The 17,443-nt window shown below is 60.8% G+C and carries 13 protein-coding genes; 10 read left to right on the top strand and 3 right to left on the bottom strand.

The annotated features are described in order from the left end of the window. Positions 1-11 precede the first annotated feature (11 nt). The 9 genes from ACZZZ4_RS22240 to ACZZZ4_RS22200 all read left to right on the top strand — a co-directional run bounded on the left by ACZZZ4_RS22240 (position 12) and on the right by ACZZZ4_RS22200 (position 9,136). On the top strand, positions 12-359 hold the full coding sequence (locus tag ACZZZ4_RS22240; RefSeq protein WP_039760484.1) for a DUF2934 domain-containing protein: 348 nt from the start codon (positions 12-14) through the stop codon (positions 357-359). Between the two features lie 246 nt (positions 360-605). Beyond that, entirely contained in the window at positions 606-2,765 is a 2,160-nt protein-coding gene (gene glgX / locus ACZZZ4_RS22235; RefSeq protein WP_129998677.1) for a glycogen debranching protein GlgX, read from the top strand. Between the two features lies 1 nt (position 2,766). Beyond that, on the top strand, positions 2,767-3,765 hold the full coding sequence (locus ACZZZ4_RS22230) for an acyl-CoA dehydrogenase family protein (RefSeq protein ID WP_463548786.1): 999 nt from the start codon (positions 2,767-2,769) through the stop codon (positions 3,763-3,765). Then, entirely contained in the window at positions 3,762-4,520 is a 759-nt protein-coding gene (locus ACZZZ4_RS22225; RefSeq protein ID WP_463548785.1) for a PIG-L deacetylase family protein, read from the top strand. The genes ACZZZ4_RS22230 and ACZZZ4_RS22225 overlap by 4 nt, the downstream gene beginning before the upstream one ends. After that, positions 4,517-5,116 carry a class I SAM-dependent DNA methyltransferase gene (locus ACZZZ4_RS22220; RefSeq protein WP_129998675.1) on the top strand — a complete coding sequence of 200 codons (600 nt, stop codon included), beginning with the start codon at positions 4,517-4,519 and terminating at the stop codon, positions 5,114-5,116. Before ACZZZ4_RS22225 ends, ACZZZ4_RS22220 begins: the two co-directional genes overlap by 4 nt. After that, a complete protein-coding gene (locus ACZZZ4_RS22215; protein ID WP_039760474.1) occupies positions 5,113-5,772 on the top strand; it encodes a glycosyltransferase family 2 protein in 660 nt (219 codons plus the stop codon). The genes ACZZZ4_RS22220 and ACZZZ4_RS22215 overlap by 4 nt, the downstream gene beginning before the upstream one ends. A 177-nt stretch (positions 5,773-5,949) precedes the next feature. Continuing rightward, positions 5,950-6,708 (top strand): PIG-L deacetylase family protein, encoded by a 759-nt coding sequence (locus tag ACZZZ4_RS22210; protein ID WP_039760473.1) that lies wholly within the window; start codon positions 5,950-5,952, stop codon positions 6,706-6,708. Positions 6,709-6,920: 212 nt separating this feature from the next. Then, on the top strand, positions 6,921-7,703 hold the full coding sequence (locus ACZZZ4_RS22205; protein WP_463548784.1) for an endonuclease/exonuclease/phosphatase family protein: 783 nt from the start codon (positions 6,921-6,923) through the stop codon (positions 7,701-7,703). A gap of 380 nt (positions 7,704-8,083) precedes the next feature. After that, positions 8,084-9,136: an autotransporter domain-containing protein gene (locus ACZZZ4_RS22200; protein ID WP_463548783.1), complete on the top strand. Its 1,053-nt coding sequence runs from the start codon at positions 8,084-8,086 to the stop codon at positions 9,134-9,136. A gap of 128 nt (positions 9,137-9,264) precedes the next feature. Here ACZZZ4_RS22200 and glgB read toward each other — a convergent pair whose 3' ends face one another. The 3 genes from glgB to ACZZZ4_RS22185 form a co-directional block, all read right to left on the bottom strand. Next, positions 9,265-11,496: a 1,4-alpha-glucan branching protein GlgB gene (glgB, locus tag ACZZZ4_RS22195; protein ID WP_463548782.1), complete on the bottom strand. Its 2,232-nt coding sequence runs from the start codon at positions 11,494-11,496 to the stop codon at positions 9,265-9,267. Positions 11,497-11,498: 2 nt separating this feature from the next. Continuing rightward, positions 11,499-14,840 (bottom strand): maltose alpha-D-glucosyltransferase, encoded by a 3,342-nt coding sequence (gene treS, locus ACZZZ4_RS22190; protein WP_039760468.1) that lies wholly within the window; start codon positions 14,838-14,840, stop codon positions 11,499-11,501. Between the two features lie 184 nt (positions 14,841-15,024). Further along, complete coding sequence (locus ACZZZ4_RS22185) at positions 15,025-17,022, bottom strand: alpha-1,4-glucan--maltose-1-phosphate maltosyltransferase (RefSeq protein WP_463548781.1); 1,998 nt, start codon at positions 17,020-17,022, stop codon at positions 15,025-15,027. A 217-nt stretch (positions 17,023-17,239) separates the two neighbouring features. On the opposite strand from ACZZZ4_RS22185, the gene ACZZZ4_RS22180 reads away from it, so the two are divergent. Beyond that, entirely contained in the window at positions 17,240-17,398 is a 159-nt protein-coding gene (locus ACZZZ4_RS22180; RefSeq protein WP_165368403.1) for a hypothetical protein, read from the top strand. The last annotated feature ends 45 nt before the right edge of the window (positions 17,399-17,443 follow it).

The following is a 17,443-nucleotide window of genomic DNA, read 5'->3' as shown; positions in this document are numbered from 1 at the left end:
GGAGCATTGCGATGAGCACCGACGATAAACGCATTCGCGAATTCGCCTATCAGATCTGGGAGTCGGAAGGGAAGCCTGAAGGCCACGAAGAACGTCATTGGGAGATGGCGCGCAAACTCGCCGAGGCCGAAGCGCTGGCGCCGAAGAAGCCACCGAAGGCGGCTGGCAGCAAGGTGGCTGGCAAGACTACAGCGGCGAAGAGCACCGAAACCAAAGCGCTCGATGCCAAGACACCGGCTGCTGCCAAAGCCAAACCCGCGACGAAAGCAAAACCTGCGGCCACGCCAAAAGTAGTTCCGCCGGGCGAAAAGGCAGCCGAGAAAAAGCCGCGAGCAGCGAAGAAGCCCCCGGCGAACTGACCCGATCCATATTTGAACTGAATGATTGTGTGGCGAGCGTGCTCGCCACATGGGGTTTTTGCGCCCCGAAGAAAGCCCCTCCCCAATGCGGGAGAAAAATCCAATCCCCTGTGGGAGCGAGCTTGCTCGCGAATGCGGTGGGTCAGTTCGCCAAGATGTCGGATGTGCCGACGCTTTCGCGAGCAAGCTCGCTCCCACAAGGAAATCTCATTGCCTGAACTGTCCCGTTTTTTTGCAGGAGCAATCATGACCCGTCCAAAGAAAGCCGAACCCGCTGCGCACGCCGAGCCGTCGAGAATTCGTGAAGGTCTGCCCTTCCCGCTCGGTGCTACCTGGGATGGTCTGGGGGTTAACTTTGCTCTGTTTTCCGCCAACGCCACCAAAGTCGAGCTGTGCATTTTCGACGACAGCGGCGAAGTCGAACTCGAGCGCATCGAACTGCCCGAATACACCGATGAGATCTACCACGGCTACTTGCCCGATGCGCATCCGGGCCTGATCTACGGCTACCGCGTGTACGGTCCTTACGACCCGGCCAACGGCCATCGCTTCAACCACAACAAGCTGCTGATCGACCCGTACGCCAAGCAACTGGTCGGCGAGCTGAAATGGTCGGAAGCGCTGTTCGGCTACACCATCGGCCATCCTGACGCCGACCTCAGTTTCGACGAACGCGACAGCGCGCCATTCGTGCCCAAGTGCAAGGTCATCGACCCGGCGCACACCTGGGGCAATGATCATCGCGTCAGCGTGCCGTGGGACAAGACCATCATTTACGAAACCCACGTGCGCGGCATCAGCATGCGTCACCCGTCGGTGCCGGAAAACCTGCGCGGCACGTTCGGCGGTTTGATGGTCGACGATGTGCTCGAACACATCCGCAAGCTCGGCGTGTCTTCCGTTGAATTGCTGCCGATTCATGCCTTCGTCAACGATCAGCATCTGCTGCAAAAAGGCATGACCAACTACTGGGGCTACAACAGCATTGCGTTCTTCGCCCCGGACCCGCGTTATCTGGCCAGTGGCAAGATTGCCGAATTCAAGGAAATGGTCGCGCATCTGCACGATGCCAACCTCGAAGTCATTCTCGACGTGGTCTACAACCACACCGCCGAAGGCAACGAGCAAGGCCCGACGCTGTCGATGCGCGGTATCGACAACGCCTCCTACTACCGCTTGATGCCGGACGACAAGCGCTACTACATCAACGATTCCGGCACCGGCAACACGCTGGACCTGAGTCACCCGTGCGTCCTGCAGATGGTCACCGACTCCCTGCGCTACTGGGCCAGCGAGATGCACGTCGACGGTTTCCGCTTCGACCTAGCGACCATTCTTGGCCGCTACCACGATGGTTTTGACGAGCGCCACAGCTTCCTCGTCGCCTGCCGTCAGGACCCGGTGCTGCGTCAGGTGAAAATGATCGCCGAACCCTGGGACTGCGGCCCCGGCGGTTATCAGGTCGGCAACTTTCCGCCGGGCTGGGTTGAGTGGAACGACAAATTCCGCGACACCGTGCGCGCGTTCTGGAAAGGCGACGACGCTCAGCTTGCCGATTTCGCCAGCCGCATGACTGCTTCCGGTGAGATGTTCAACCAGCGTGGGCGACGGCCGTATTCGTCGGTGAACTTCATCACCGCCCACGACGGTTTCACCCTCAACGATCTGGTCTCGTATAACGACAAGCACAACGAAGCCAACGACGAGAACAACCAGGACGGCAGCAACAACAACCTGTCGTGGAACCACGGCGTCGAAGGTCCGACCGACGATCCGGAAATCAACGCGCTGCGCCACCGGCAGATGCGCAATTTCTTTGCCACTCTGCTGCTGGCCCAAGGTACGCCGATGATCGTTGCCGGTGATGAATTCGCCCGCACCCAGGACGGCAACAACAACGCCTATTGCCAGGACAGCGAAATCGGTTGGGTCAATTGGGATCTGAGCGAGGACGGCAAGGCGCTGCTGAAATTCGTCAAGCGCCTGATCAAGCTGCGTCTGACTTATCCGATCCTGCGTCGTGGGCGCTTCCTGGTCGGCGAGTACAACGAAGACATCGGCGTCAAAGACGTAACCTGGCTGGCCCCGGACGCCACCGAAATGACCACCGAGCACTGGCACGACGCGCACAACCGCTGCCTGGGCATGCTGCTCGATGGTCGCGCGCAGGAAACCGGCATCCGTCGCAAAGGTGCCGATGCGACCCTGCTGCTGGTGGTCAATGCGCACCACGACATCGTCAACTTCACCCTGCCGGAAGTGCCGGATGGTGGCTTCTGGACCTGCATGATCGACACCAATCAGCCGGCGATTCGCGGCCAGGAACGCTTCGACTTCGGCCATGAATATTCGGTGACTGGACGTTCGTTGCTGTTGTTCGAACTGCAACGCGACGAAGAAGAATGATATGGACTTTCAACATTATCTGGCCCGCCGTCCGCCAGATTACGCCGACACCAACGCCCTCGGCCGTTGCCTGCGGGCAATGGTCGAGGCCGGACTCGACCGTTTGCCGTTGCCCGGCAGCGGTCACACGCTGGAGCGCTTTCAGCGTCTTGCGGAAGTCGGCGGGCACGATTTAGGCCTGTGCAAACTCTACGAAGGCCATACGGACGCGCTGGCGATCATTGAGCAATTGGGCGGCACGCCAACGCCGGGCAGCACGTGGGGCATGTGGGCGGCCGAACCGCCACAGGCGCGGGTGAAAGTCACGCCGTCGGGGCACATGGTGACGCTGAACGGGCGCAAGGCCTGGTGCTCTGGTGCGGCGGTGCTCAGCCACGCCTTGCTCACGGCGTGGGATGCGGACGGTCAGCAGCAACTGGTGGCAGTCGCGCTTGATCAGCCTGGCGTGACCATCACCGATCAAGGCTGGCAGGCCGTGGGCATGGCGGCGACTGGCAGCGTTGAGGTGCTGTTCGACAACGCTGAAGCGCAGGCCATCGGCAACCCCGGCGATTACCTGCACCGGCCGGGCTTCTGGCAAGGCGGGATCGGTATCGCGGCTTGCTGGTATGGCGCTTCGCGGCAGATCGCCGAAGGGCTGCGGCAGCATTGCGCGCAACGCGATGAACCGCATGCCCTCGCCCACCTCGGTGCGACTGACACCGCACTGCAAGCGGCGGCCGATGTGCTGCGCTTCAGCGCATTGCAAATCGACGCGCAGCCCGAGGCCGACGCTGAACTGCTCGCCCGACGCGCCCGCGCCGTGGTCGAACAGTCTGCCGAACAGGTCATGCGTGAAGTCGGTCGCGCACTGGGTGCCGGGCCGTTTTGTCAGGATCGGCATTTCGCGCGATTGAGTGCCGACTTGCCGGTGTTCCTGCGCCAGAGTCACGCCGAACGCGACCTTGCTGCACTGGGCCAGCAGATTGCTGGTCAGTCTTGCGAGGTCTGGGCGCTATGAAGGACAACCCGATCGTCGGCCAGGGCACTTCGCTGCAGCAGTGGCAGGCTTCGCGGCGTCTGGCCGAGCTGCCCGCCATCGATATTCTTGAACTGGTACCGCTGGGCTCGCGAGCGGTGATCGTCGCGCCGCACCCGGATGACGAAGTGCTCGGTTGTGGCGGCATCATGCAATTGCTGGCAGCGGCCGGACGGCCGTTGCAGTTGATCTCGGTCACCGATGGCAGCGCCAGTCACCCCGGTTCGCAACGCTGGACAGTCGAGCGTTTGAGCGTGGTGCGACCGCAAGAATCCGCCGAAGCCCTGCGTCGTCTAGGTCTGCCGATGCACAGCCTGAAATGGCTGCGCGGTGGTTTTTCCGACACCCAAGTCGCAGCTCAGGAACCGGAGTTGAGCGAATTCATCGCCGGCTATCTGCATGCCAGCGACGTAGTCTTCACGACCTGGCGCCAGGACGGCCACAGCGATCATGAGGCTGTCGGCCGTGCCAGTGTCGAAGCGGCGCGACGCGTCGGTGCGACCTGCCATGAGCTCCCGGTCTGGACCTGGCACTGGGCAACCCCGGAAGACGCTTCGGTGCCATGGGAGCGGGCGCGCAAGATTCTCCTTTCACCGACGCACATCGCACGTAAACGCCACGCCGCGCACGCGTTCGCCAGCCAGTTGGAAGGCGACCGCGACGTCGGCCTCGGGCCAGTGCTCGCGCCCTATGTGCTCGATCGATTGCTGCAACCTTTTGAAGTGGTGTTCCTTTGAGCGTCGATGACCGCTATTTCGACGGCCTGTTCGCGGGCAATGACGACCCATGGGCGTTCCGCCAGCGCTGGTACGAGCAGCGCAAACGCGCGATCACCCTCGCTGCCCTGCCCCGTCCCCGCTACCGGTCCGTCTTTGAGCCAGGTTGCGCCAACGGCGAACTGAGTGCAGAACTGGCTCCGCGTTGCGGCCGCCTGCTGTGTTGCGATACCGCAAGCGCGGCGGTGCAGCTCGCACGTACTCGCTTGAGCGTATTCGAGCATGCCGAAGTCCGCCAGGGACGCCTGCCGGCTGACTGGCCGGAGGAAAAATTCGACCTGATCGTCTTCAGCGAAATCGGCTACTACCTCGACGAGCAGGATCTGACAGAAGTGATCCGCCGGATCAGCGAATCGCTGACCGCCGACGGCCAATTGCTGGCCTGTCACTGGCGCCCGCCGATTGAAGGCTGTCCGTTGAATGCACGTCAAGTTCACGATCAGATCCACGATCAACTGGCGTTGCCGCGTCTGGTGCTGCATCAGGAAGCGGATTTCATTCTCGAATTGTGGAGCCGTGAGCCACGCTCGGTGGCTGCCCTGGAGGGCTTGCGTTGATCGGTATCGTGATTCCGGCGCATAACGAAGAGGCGCTGCTTGATGAATGTCTGCGGGCCGCCTTGCGTGCCAGCCAGCATGGACAATTGGCCGGCGAGCCAGTGGAAATTCTCGTGGTGCTCGACAGCTGCAGCGATGGCTCGGCACAGATCGTCAGCGCTTATCCGGTGCTGAGCCTGCAGATCGATGCGCGCAACGTTGGCGAAGCCCGCGCCGCCGGTGCGCGCCTGCTGCTCGAGCGCGGTGCACGCTGGATCGCCTGCACCGATGCCGACAGCCGCGTCGCCGATGACTGGCTGGCGGCGCAACTGGGCCTGGAAGCAGATGCCGTGTGCGGTACGGTCACCGTCGAGCACTGGCATGAATCCATCGATGAAGCGGCGCAAATTCGCTATCACCGTCATTACCAGGCCCGCGATGGCCATCGCCATATTCACGGTGCCAACCTCGGCGTCAGTGCCGAGGCCTATCGCCTGGCCGGCGGCTTCAAACCGCTGACCTGTGATGAGGACGTGCAACTGGTTCGTGCGCTGGAACGCAGCGGCGCCAATATTGCCTGGAGTCACCGTCCGCAGGTGCACACCAGCGCCCGTCTCGACAGTCGGGCCAAGGGCGGATTCGGTGACTTCCTGCGCAATCTGGCACAGCTGGAATAAAAAAATACGTATCAGATTGATCTGTGACGCGACGAATGCCGAGTCTTGAGCAATACTCTGCCTCGCAGTAATCCAAGGGTTGGAGCACTGCACCGTTGCTATTCATTTGCCTTCACGGGCCGCGACAGCCTCGGCTGCTCACGACTGAGGGCGAGACACCACAAGGACGTCGCACTCATGAAACCGTCATTGCTCAACGAACACGGCCTGCCAGCCCAGATCTGGAACAGCGCGCCGCAACTAGACAATATTCCCGTCATCAACACCCACAGTCTGGTTCCCGCCGGCGCCCGCGCCGTGGTGATCGCCCCGCATCCGGGCGATGAAGTCGTCACCTGCGGCGGCTTGCTGCAGCTGCTATCCAGCCTCGGTCATCCTCTGCAATTGCTCTCGATTACTGACGGCAGCGCCAGCCACCCCGGCTCGCGGCAATGGTCGGAGCAACGCCTGAGCGTATTCCGCCCGCAGGAAAGCGTCGAAGCCCTGCGCCGTCTCGGCCTGCCCATGCACAGCCTGAAATGGGTGCGCGGCGGTTTTACCGACAACGCGCTGAGCGATCAGCAAAGCCAACTGACCGAATTCATCGGGCGTTACCTGCGCCCGGGCGACGTAGTGTTCAGCACTTGGCGCAAGGATGGTCCAGCGGACCATGAAGTGGTCGGCCGGGCCAGTTTCGATGCGGCGCAGAAGGCCGGCGCGACCTATCACGATGTGCCAGTGTGGGCCTGGCACTGGCCGGAGCGCGAGCAGCAAATGATTCCCTGGGAGCGTGCGCGCAAGCTGCGTCTCGACACCTGGACAGTCGCGCGCAAGAGCCATGCCACCCACGCTTACGCCAGCCAGCTCAAAGGCGAACCGGCCATCGGCATCGCCCCGCTGCTGCCACCGGTGCTGCTGGAACGGATGCGCCTGCCGTATGAAATCGTCTTCTTCTGAACGCCAAAGACCTCTGACACCGTGAAACCCTGTGGGAGCTGGCTTGCCAGCGATAGCGGTGTATCAGGCAACAGAGATACTGCTGATTTGGCCCCATCGCTGGCAAGCCAGCTCCCACAGAGTCCTGTGTACGATCAAACATTTCTGTAAGGAACTGCCACCCCCTCAAACCAGTCGCATGAACAGGCATGGCCCAATTCAGAGGAGTGAACGTGTCCAGCGATCCCAAGCGTCAAGCGGTCGACGCGCCAGTCATTCATCGCCTGCGGGTACTCACGGTCAACACCCACAAGGGCTTCACCGCACTGAATCGGCGCTTCGTCCTCCCGGAGCTGCGCGAAGCGATGCGCAGTACCTCGGCCGATCTGGTGTTTCTGCAGGAAGTGGTGGGTGAACACGAACGCCATTCGAGTCGCTACAACGACTGGCCGCAGACCTCGCAATACGAATTTCTTGCCGACAGTATGTGGAGCGATTTTGCCTACGGGCGCAATGCCGTTTATCCCGACGGTCATCATGGCAACGCGCTGCTGTCGAAATACCCGATTCGCGAATACCGCAACCTCGACGTCTCGATCACTGGCCCAGAACGGCGCGGGCTGTTGCACTGCATACTCGATGTGCCTGGACATGACGAGGTGCATGCGATCTGTGTGCATTTGAGTCTGCTGGAAAGCCATCGGCAATTGCAGTTGCAACTGCTCTGCCAGTTGCTCGAATCCCTGCCGGACGATGCGCCGGTGATCATCGCTGGCGATTTCAATGACTGGCAGTTGCAGGGCAACGCCGCCCTCGCCCGTCGCGATTATTTGCACGAGGCTTTCGAGCGCCATCATGGGCGCCCAGCGAAAACTTATCCGGCGCGGTTTCCCTTGTTGAGACTTGACCGGATCTATCTGCGCAATGCCAGCAGCCATGATCCAAAAATTCTCGGCAACAAACCGTGGACGCATCTTTCGGATCACTTGCCGTTAGCAGTTGAGGTGCACCTGTAGCTGCGTTTTTGACAGCAACTACATGGCATGTCCTTCCGGTAACTACCGGTAGGAATGACCTTTCGTCGGCGGCAAAAAACCGTCATATGAATACTTCGCAAGCGTTTTTCCATGCAAACAACCACTTAGTTATGTTCAGAAAAACAAACGCTTGCGAAGACTGATTTAAGCCCGCCATTCATCGCGCATTTTCTTGACGCGCAGGCGTCGCTCTTCTTATCTCTACCTTACTACCCCCGGAAACACTTACTGGGGCTGACCTTCCGGCACTCGCGAAATCGAGCAGCCGCGGTTCGCCCCGCTCTATTCGGTCGCCCCTCGTTCGGGGTAGGAGAGACGCCAGACCCGAGATGACGCATGCGCTTGCAAGGTAGACCTCCATGAAAACTTCACTGACCCCACACGAACTGAAAATCACCCTTTGCACAGTGTCAGGTTCGCTGTTGCTGTGCTCGTCCATGGAGGCGCATGCGGAGTCTGCGGCGGATGAATCCACGTGGTATCGCGCCGATGTGCCGGTGATGACCTTGCCGGTGACCGTGATAACGCCCGGGCCGCTGCCGCTGAGTCACCAGAGTTCGCGCCTGATCACTGAAGATCTTGCGCCCTCCGCATGGGATGAGCTGTACGGCAGGAGCGCCCGGCGCGCGCAGACTGATGCGCTGTCCTCCGGTTATGCGATGCCCGGCGGCGAGTACAAAGGCCCGGCGGTGGTTACGCTGAAAAGCGGTAATGGCGCTACCCAGACCGTTGGCCTGATCGGCGGCGACAATCAGATTCAGATGAGTGCCGATGGCGTACTGACCCGACGCACCCTCTCCGCCCTAAACACTGGCCGCTTGAATTTGCAAGGCCAGAACCTGGGCGCCTATTACAGCCTGATCGGCGCGCAGGGCTGGCACGTAGACGTCTCGGCCAGCGGCGGTCGGGTCAGCGGTTTCAGTCGCACTGCGCAAGGTAATCGTCAGGCCACCGAAGGCAGTGCAATGACATTTTCGGTCGAGGGCGGTTATCCGATCGGCCTGAGCGAGAACTGGGTGGTTGAACCGCAGGCGCAACTGATCAACCAGCGGATCAGCCTTGATGCGCCTTATGCCGGCTCGGGCAACGCCGCTTCGTCCGACCTGACCGCGTGGAGCGGCCGCGTCGGTGCGCGGTTGAAGGGCAGTTATGACTTGAATGGCTTACCGGTGGAACCCTACGTGCGCACCAACCTTTGGCACACCGTCTACAGCGGCAGCACGTTGACGCTGGATCAGGTCGACAAGATCAGCAGCAGCCGCAAGTCTTCAACAGTGGAATTGGGACTGGGACTGGTGGCGCGGGTCACGCCGGCAGTGAGCCTGTACATGAGCGCCGATTACAGCAGCGATGTGGATGACAATGATCTGAACGGCATCATTGGCAGCCTCGGCGTGCGGATGCGCTGGTGATCTCCAGACTACCGAAAATCCTGTGGGAGCTGGCTTGCCAGCGATGGCGGCGTGTCAGTCAACAAAAATGCTGAATATGGCGGCCTCTTCGCGGGCAAGCCCGCTCCCACAGTTTTACTGTTCCTGGATCAGCCCTGCGGCTTGAGAATCAACACCGCCAACGGCGGCAGATTCAGCTCCAGCGACAACGATTGACCATGACTCGGTACCTCATCGGTCAATGCCCCGCCGCCATTGCCATAGTTTGAGCCGGCATAAATGTCCGCGTCGCTGTTGAACAGTTCGGTCCAGCGCCCGGCGAACGGCACACCGACGCGATACGACTGGCGCGGTACCGGCGTGAAGTTGGCGACCACCAATACTGGCGAGCCGTCCTTGCTCCAGCGCAGCCACGCATAAACGCTGTTGATCGCATCATCGCCAATCAACCATTGGAAGCCCTGCGGCGCATCATCCTGATCGTGCAACGCCGGCTCTTCGCGATACAGGCGGTTGAGATCGCCAACCAGTTTCTGCACGCCTTTGTGCTCGGAATACTGCAACAGGTACCAGTCCAGTTGCTGATCGTGGTTCCACTCGCGCCACTGGCCAAATTCGCAGCCCATGAACAACAGCTTCTTGCCCGGATGAGTCCACATGAAGCTCAGATAGGCGCGCAGGTTGGCGAACTTCTGCCAGCGATCGCCGGGCATCTTGTCGATCAGCGAGTGCTTGCCGTGCACCACTTCGTCGTGGGAGATCGGCAGGATGAAACGCTCCGACCAAGCGTAAACCAGACCAAAACTCAGCTCATTGTGGTGATGGGCGCGGTACACCGGATCCTGCTGGATGTAGTGCAGCGAGTCGTGCATCCAGCCCATGTTCCATTTGTAGGAGAACCCGAGGCCGCCCTGCTGGGTGCTTTGGCTAACGCCCGGCCACGCAGTGGATTCTTCGGCGATCACCAGCGCACCCGGCGCTTCCAGTTCAACCACGTCGTTCAAATGACGCAGAAAGTCGATAGCCTCGAGGTTCTCCCGACCGCCGTGGCGGTTCGGCACCCATTCGCCAGCCTTGCGCGAATAGTCGCGATACAGCATCGACGCCACGGCATCGACACGCAGGCCATCGATATGGAAGTGTTTCAGCCAGTGCAGCGCCGAGGCCAGCATGTAACCGTGCACTTCGGTGCGACCAAGGTTGTAGATCAGCGTGTCCCAATCCTGATGGAAGCCTTCCAGCGGATTGCCGTACTCGTACAGCGCGGTGCCGTCGAACTGGGCCAGGCCGTGGGTATCGGTGGGGAAATGCGCCGGCACCCAGTCGAGGATCACGCCGATGTCGGCCTGGTGACAGGCGTTGACGAACGCGGCGAACTGATCCGGCGTGCCGTAACGCGCGCTCGGCGCGAACTGCGAGAGCAATTGATAGCCCCAGGAACCACCGAACGGGTGCTCCATGATCGGCATCAGTTCGATGTGGGTGAAGCCCAGCTCTTTGACATAAGGAATCAGCCGCTCGGCCAGTTCCGGCCAGGTGTACTGGCGCGCAACCTCGCCGAGATCATCCAGCTCGCACTGCCACGAGCCGGCGTGCAACTCGTAGATCGACAGAGGCTTGGAGCGCTGCTGGCGATTCTGACGGGAATTCATCCACTCGTGATCCTGCCAGTCGATTTGCAACGGCGAGGCGACTTTCGAGGCGGTGTCCGGTGGCAGGCTGGTGGCCAGCGCCATCGGGTCGGCCTTGAGCGGCAGAATCCCGTGAGCGCCGAGGATTTCGTACTTGTACAACTCCCCCGCTTGCAGGCGAGGAATGAACAACTCCCACACGCCCGAAGGATGGCGCAGCCGCATTGGGTGACGACGACCGTCCCAGACGTTGAAATCGCCGACCACCGAGACACGGCGGGCATTCGGCGCCCACACGGCAAAGCGCACGCCGTCAACGCCATCAACGGTTTTCAGCTGTGCACCGAGGCAAGCGCTGAGGTCACGGTGATTGCCTTCGGCGAACAGATACAAATCCATTTCGCCCAGCAGCTGGCCAAAGCTGTACGGATCTTCGGCAACCTGCTCGCCGCCGGCCCAGCGCGTGCGCAACAGGTACAGTCGGGCCTGATCGAAATGGCCGACAAACAGCCCCGGCGTCTCGGTCATCTCCAGCGGGCCAAGCTCTTCGCCGCTGTCCTTGTCCAGCACCGCGACGCTCAGCGCACCGGGCAGATAAGCGCGGATGAACTGCCCACCAGCGCCATCGCCGTGCGGGCCGAGAATGGAAAACGGGTCCTGATGTTCAGCGCGCACCAAAGCATCGATGTCGCGCGCCGAGGGTAACAATGCTTCCTTTACCACACCCTGTTCCTTGTTCGAGAAACTCATGACTACTCTCCACCAAGATCGGAAAAGGGTTTAAGCCCAGTCAATAATCCATACAAGCCGTGCAATGGCACGGGCAGCCACGTTGGGCGGTTTTCCGCCTCGTAGGCCACTTCATAAGCGGCTTTTTCCAGGCCGAACAACGCCAGCGCGGCGTCCGCACCCTGAGGATCCTGCCAGGCATGCTCAAGACTAGCTGCTGCCTCGCGGTATGCCTGGACAAATGCCTCGCGTGCTTCGCGCAGATAACGCTCGGCGACACGTTTACGCGCCGCTTCAGCTTCGACGCTGTTGTCGACGTTGTGCACATTGATGGTCATCGCCGCTGCGTAATCGAACGAACGCAGTACACCGCTGACATCCTTGTACGGGCTGTGCTTGCCGCGACGCTCACTCAACGGCCGTGCCGGTTCGCCCTCGAAGTCAATCAAGTAGGCATCGCCCTTGATCACCAGCACCTGACCCAAATGCAAGTCGCCATGCACCCGGATGCGCAAGCCGCCAGTGGCTTTCTTCGCCAGATCCTGCACATGGGCAAGAATGGTTTTCTTCTCGTCGAGCAGACGCTTGACCAGTTTCTGGTCCGCCGCGTTCAACTCGCCTTGATGCTGCTTGAGCAGTTTCAAGGCATGTTCGACCTGGGCGGTGACATCCTTGGCCGTCGCGGCCATGTCCTTGCTCGACGACACTTGCGGCGCGAAGTCGGCGTTGTCGGTTGGCGCAGCGAGCACCTGATGCATCTCGCCCAGACGCTGGCCGAGCATGCCGGCGAAGTCCTTCAGCTCGCCGAGCGCGTTGTAATGCTGCTCCTGTTCGGACATGGCGTCGGCCAGTTCATCGCGCAGCGCCCGTTCCAGGTTGTTCTGCGTCCATTCCCATGCGTCGCCCTGATTGCTCAGGTAACCCTGGGCGATCATCAGGAGGTTGTCTTCACCCTGCGCGTCGCGGCGAATCACCGAACCGAGCAGTGGTGAGATATTGGCAAACCCGGCCTCGGTCAGGTAAGCGCTCATCTCCAGTTCCGGGTGTACGCCAGAAGCGACTTTGCGTATCAGCTTAAGCACCAGGCTGTTGCCGACAACCACGGAGCTGTTCGATTGCTCGGCCGACAGGTAGCGCACATCCGACTCGGCGCCGAGGCCGAGTTTTTCCAGATGATCTGTCTGTTCGAAGCGGATTTCGCCTTCGATCGATTCCAGTACGGTGTTGTTCTGCATGCCTTGCAGAACGGCGCGGACGAAAGTCTCCAGGCTGAACGCATCGGTAATCAGACCGACCTGACGCACACGGCGTACACGCGATAGCGCCAATTGCTGCGGCAACGGCGGGCCGACATGGTCTTCGGCAATGAAGCCGAACGGCAGTTGATAACGGTTGGTCTGGCCACCGCTGGTGACTTCGATTTCGCTGAGCAGCACTGGATGCTGGACGTCGCCGAAGCGCACGCCGTAAGCCAGATTGACCTTTTCGATCGCCGCGTCCTTGCCGGCGAACCAGCGACGGTTCTGCAGCCAGCTCGGCAGGATGCTTTGCTCCAGCGTCGTACGCGACGGTGCTTCGAGCAGCTCTTCCATGCGTTTTTTCAGTACCAGCGTGGTGAAGTCCGGCAGGCTCTGCGCCGGCTCGACGTGCCAGCTCGGCATCTGGTTTTCCGCCGCCAGTGCGAACCAATAGAAGCCATAGGGCGCCAGGGTCAGAAGGAAATTCAACTGACCGATCGGCGGGAACGCGTTACCGCCGAGCATTTCCACCGGCACCATGCCGACGTACGCCGACAGATCCAGCTCCACTGCTTGCGCACTTCGCGAGACGTTGGCCACGCACAGGATGATTTCGTGCTTGCCATCGACATCGGTGTATTCGCGGGTATAAGCCAGCACGCGACGGTTGGCCGGCGAGAGCATTTTCAACGTGCCACGGCCGAACGCTTTCGATTGCTTGCGCACGGCCAGCAGGCGCCGCGTCCAGTTCAACAGCGAATGCGGATCGCCGGACTGGGTTTCGACGTTGACCGACTGATAGCCATACTGCGGGTCCATGATCGGCGGCAGTACCAGACTGGCCGGATCGGCGCGGGAGAAACCGCCGTTGCGGTCGATCGACCACTGCATCGGCGTACGCACGCCGTCGCGGTCGCCGAGGTAGATATTGTCGCCCATGCCGATTTCGTCACCGTAATACAGGGTCGGCGTGCCAGGCATCGATAGCAGCAGGCTGTTGAGCAGTTCGATGCGGCGACGATCGCGTTCCATCAACGGTGCGAGACGGCGGCGAATACCGAGGTTGATCCGCGCGCGACGGTCAGCCGCGTAGTAGTTCCACAGGTAATCGCGCTCGCGGTCGGTGACCATTTCCAGGGTCAGCTCATCGTGGTTGCGCAGAAAAATTGCCCACTGGCAATTCGCCGGAATTTCCGGGGTCTGACGGAGAATGTCGGTAATCGGGAAGCGATCTTCCTGAGCCAACGCCATGTACATGCGCGGCATCAGCGGGAAGTGGAACGCCATGTGGCATTCGTCGCCATTCACCCCGGCAGCATCGGTGTCGCCGAAGTACAGCTGAGTGTCTTCCGGCCACTGATTGGCCTCGGCCAGCAGCATGCGGTCGGGATAGTTGGCGTCGATCTCGGCACGGATCTGCTTGAGGACGTCGTGAGTCTCCGGCAGGTTTTCGTTGTTGGTGCCGTCGCGCTCGATCAGGTACGGAATCGCGTCGAGGCGCAGGCCGTCGATGCCCATGTCCAGCCAGTAACGCATCACCGACAACACGGCTTTCATCACTTGCGGGTTGTCAAAGTTCAGATCCGGCTGGTGCGAGTAGAAGCGGTGCCAGAAGTACTGACCGGCGACCGGATCCCAAGTCCAGTTGGATTTTTCGGTGTCGAGGAAGATGATCCGCGTGCCGTCGTATTTCTGGTCGTCATCGGACCAGACGTAGAAATCCCGCGCCGCCGAACCCGGCTTGGCCTTGCGCGCACGCTGGAACCATGGGTGCTGGTCAGACGTGTGGTTGATGACCAGCTCGGTGATCACCCGCAGCCCGCGCTTGTGCGCCTCGGCAATGAAGCGTTTGGCGTCGGCCATGGTTCCGTAGTCGCTGTGCACGCCACGGTATTCGGCGATGTCGTAACCGTCGTCGCGACGTGGCGAGGGATAGAACGGCAGCAGCCAGATGGTGTTGACGCCGAGGTCGGCAATGTAATCGAGTTTGGCGATAAGCCCGGGAAAGTCGCCGATCCCGTCATTGTTGGAGTCGAAAAACGATTTGACGTGAACCTGATAGATCACCGCGTCCTTGTACCAGAGCGGGTCTTTGATGAAGGCGGCTGCCTTGGGTTTCTTCGCCATGTGGAACTCCTGAAAAATTCTCTGATACACCGAGGGACTCGCAGTGGTGAGCCCCTGTGGCAAGGGGATTTACCCCGTTCGGCTGCGCAGCAGTCGCAAATTGATAACGCGGTGCAGCTTGAAAAAGGGGCCGCTGCGCGCCCCAACGGGGATAAATCCCCTCGCCACGGAGGCGGTGCAAATGTTACGAAGCTGAAATCCGCCAAATCCCGAACGGCTGATACGGAGGTTCGATGCGCATGAACTGATATTTGCCGTGCCAGTCCCAGCGGTGGCCGTTCATCAAATCTTCGCCATGGGTAGTCGCGTCGTCCGGTAGGCCCATTTCCCACAGCGGCAGTTCGAAATTCGCTTCCTGCACGTTATGCGGATCGAGGCTGACCGCGACCAGAATGAAATTGCTGCCATCGGCGCTGCGCTTGCCGAAGTACAGAATGTTGTCGTTCCAGGCGTTGTAGATTTTTAGCCCCAGATGCGTGTGCAGCGCCGGATTCTGCCGGCGGATGCGGTTGAGCTGGGCGATCTCGGCGATGATGTTGCCGGGCGCGGTGAAATCGCGGACGCGGATTTCGTACTTCTCCGAATCCAGGTATTCCTCTTTGCCCGGCACCGGCGCCGATTCGCACAATTCGAAGCCGGAATACATGCCCCACAGACCCGAGCCCATCGTTGCCAATGCAGCACGGATGAGGAAACCGGGACGCCCCGACTCATGCAAAAACGCCGGGTTGATGTCCGGGGTATTGACGAAGAAATTCGGCCGGTAGCATTCGCGCCACGGCGACTGATTCAGCTCGGTGAAATATTCCGCCAGCTCGGCCTTGGTGTTGCGCCAGGTGAAATAGGTGTAGCTCTGCGAATACCCGACCTTGCCCAGACGCGCCATCATCGCCGGCGTGGTGAAGGCCTCAGCGAGGAAAATCACTTCCGGATACAGCGTGCGCACGTCGGCGATCAGCCATTGCCAGAACGGCAGCGGCTTGGTGTGCGGGTTGTCGACGCGAAAGATTTTCACGCCTTCCTTGACCCAGCCGACGACGATGTCACGCAACTCGACCCACAGGCTCGGAATCGCATCCGGCGCGTAAAAATCGACATTGACGATGTCCTGGTATTTCTTCGGCGGGTTCTCGGCGTATTTGATCGTGCCGTCCGGGCGCCAGTTGAACCAGCCCGGATGCTCCTTGAGCCACGGATGGTCCTGGGAGCACTGAATGGCGAAATCGAGAGCGATTTCCAGGCCATGATCGGCTGCCGCAGCCACCAGGCGGCGGAAATCTTCACGGGTGCCGAGCTGCGAGTGAATCGCCTCGTGACCACCCTCCTCGCTGCCGATCGCGTACGGACTGCCGGGATCATCCGGGCCGGCCGTCAGGGAATTGTTGCGGCCCTTGCGGTGGGCGCGGCCGATGGGGTGAATCGGCGTGAAATACAGCACGTCGAAACCCATGTCCTGAATCATCGGCAGACGCGAGTGCACGTCGTTAAAGGTGCCGTGACGCTGGGGATCGTCGGTGATCGAGCGCGGAAACAGCTCATACCAACTGGCGAACTCGGCGAGTTCGCGCTCGACGTCCATGGGGAATTCGGCGCTGATGCTGAGGTAGGCGCGATGATCGGCCTGGGCCATCAGCTCGGCACTGCGCGAGTGCAGAAACAACGCGACCTGTTCGGTTTCGAGCAGGCCGGACAGTTCGTGGTGCAGCGCGGCGAGCTGCTCGCTGAGCTGACCTTCGCTGCGTTCGGCGGCCTGTTGCACCATCGTCCGGCCTTCCTGCAGTTCCAGAGAAACCGGCACCGCCGCGCTGTGCTTCTTTTCCAGTTCGTACTGGAAGCTGGCGAAATGATCAATCCACGCTTCAATGCAATACAGGTAGCGGCCCTGCTCTTCTGGGCGGAACCGGCCTTGCCAGGTGTTGTTACCCTGATCGGACATGACTTCGGTCTGCCAGGTTTCCTGGCCTTCCTCGCGCCAGCGAATGCGCACGGCGAGCTTGTCATGGCCGTCCGCAAAGACTTTGCTGGTCACTACCACCTCGCGCCCGGCAATCGATTTGACGGCAAACTGCCCGCCATCCAGGGTCGGCATGGTATTTTCGATGACGATACGTGGCAGCAGCAATGCCTGCGACAGCGGCATGTGCGGGTTGTAACTCAGCTCTGAAGGTCTTTCAGCAGTCATTGAGCATCTCTCCTTAACGCCCCAAGGACGCTCTTGTGCCAGAACAGTATTCGCGACAAAGCGCCGGCCCTGTCATGAACTCACCTAGGTTCCGAGCAACCGGCGCGGGGAAAAGTTCAGATGAAATTAACAAGACAAACCTGCGGATCGAATTTGTCGTCGCCGGGTCAACTCACTTAAGCACGTCCCACGCCATGTGCCATACGGAGGTCACCTGATGAGCATCCCGATCCCGGCGGAAACGCCCGATCCGAACATCGACAAACCCACCCTGCCGGAGACCGAGCCGCCGGCAGTTCCGGAGCAAGAGCCGCCCGGCACCACGCCACCACCGAAAGAAGAGCCACCGAGCACGATGCCGCCGGTCATAGTCTGAGCCCTGATCGTTCCCATGCTCCGCGTGGGAATGCAGCCCGGGACG

The organism is Pseudomonas sp. AC252 (assembly GCF_979258105.1).
This window is presented reverse-complemented; position numbering and strand designations above follow the sequence as displayed.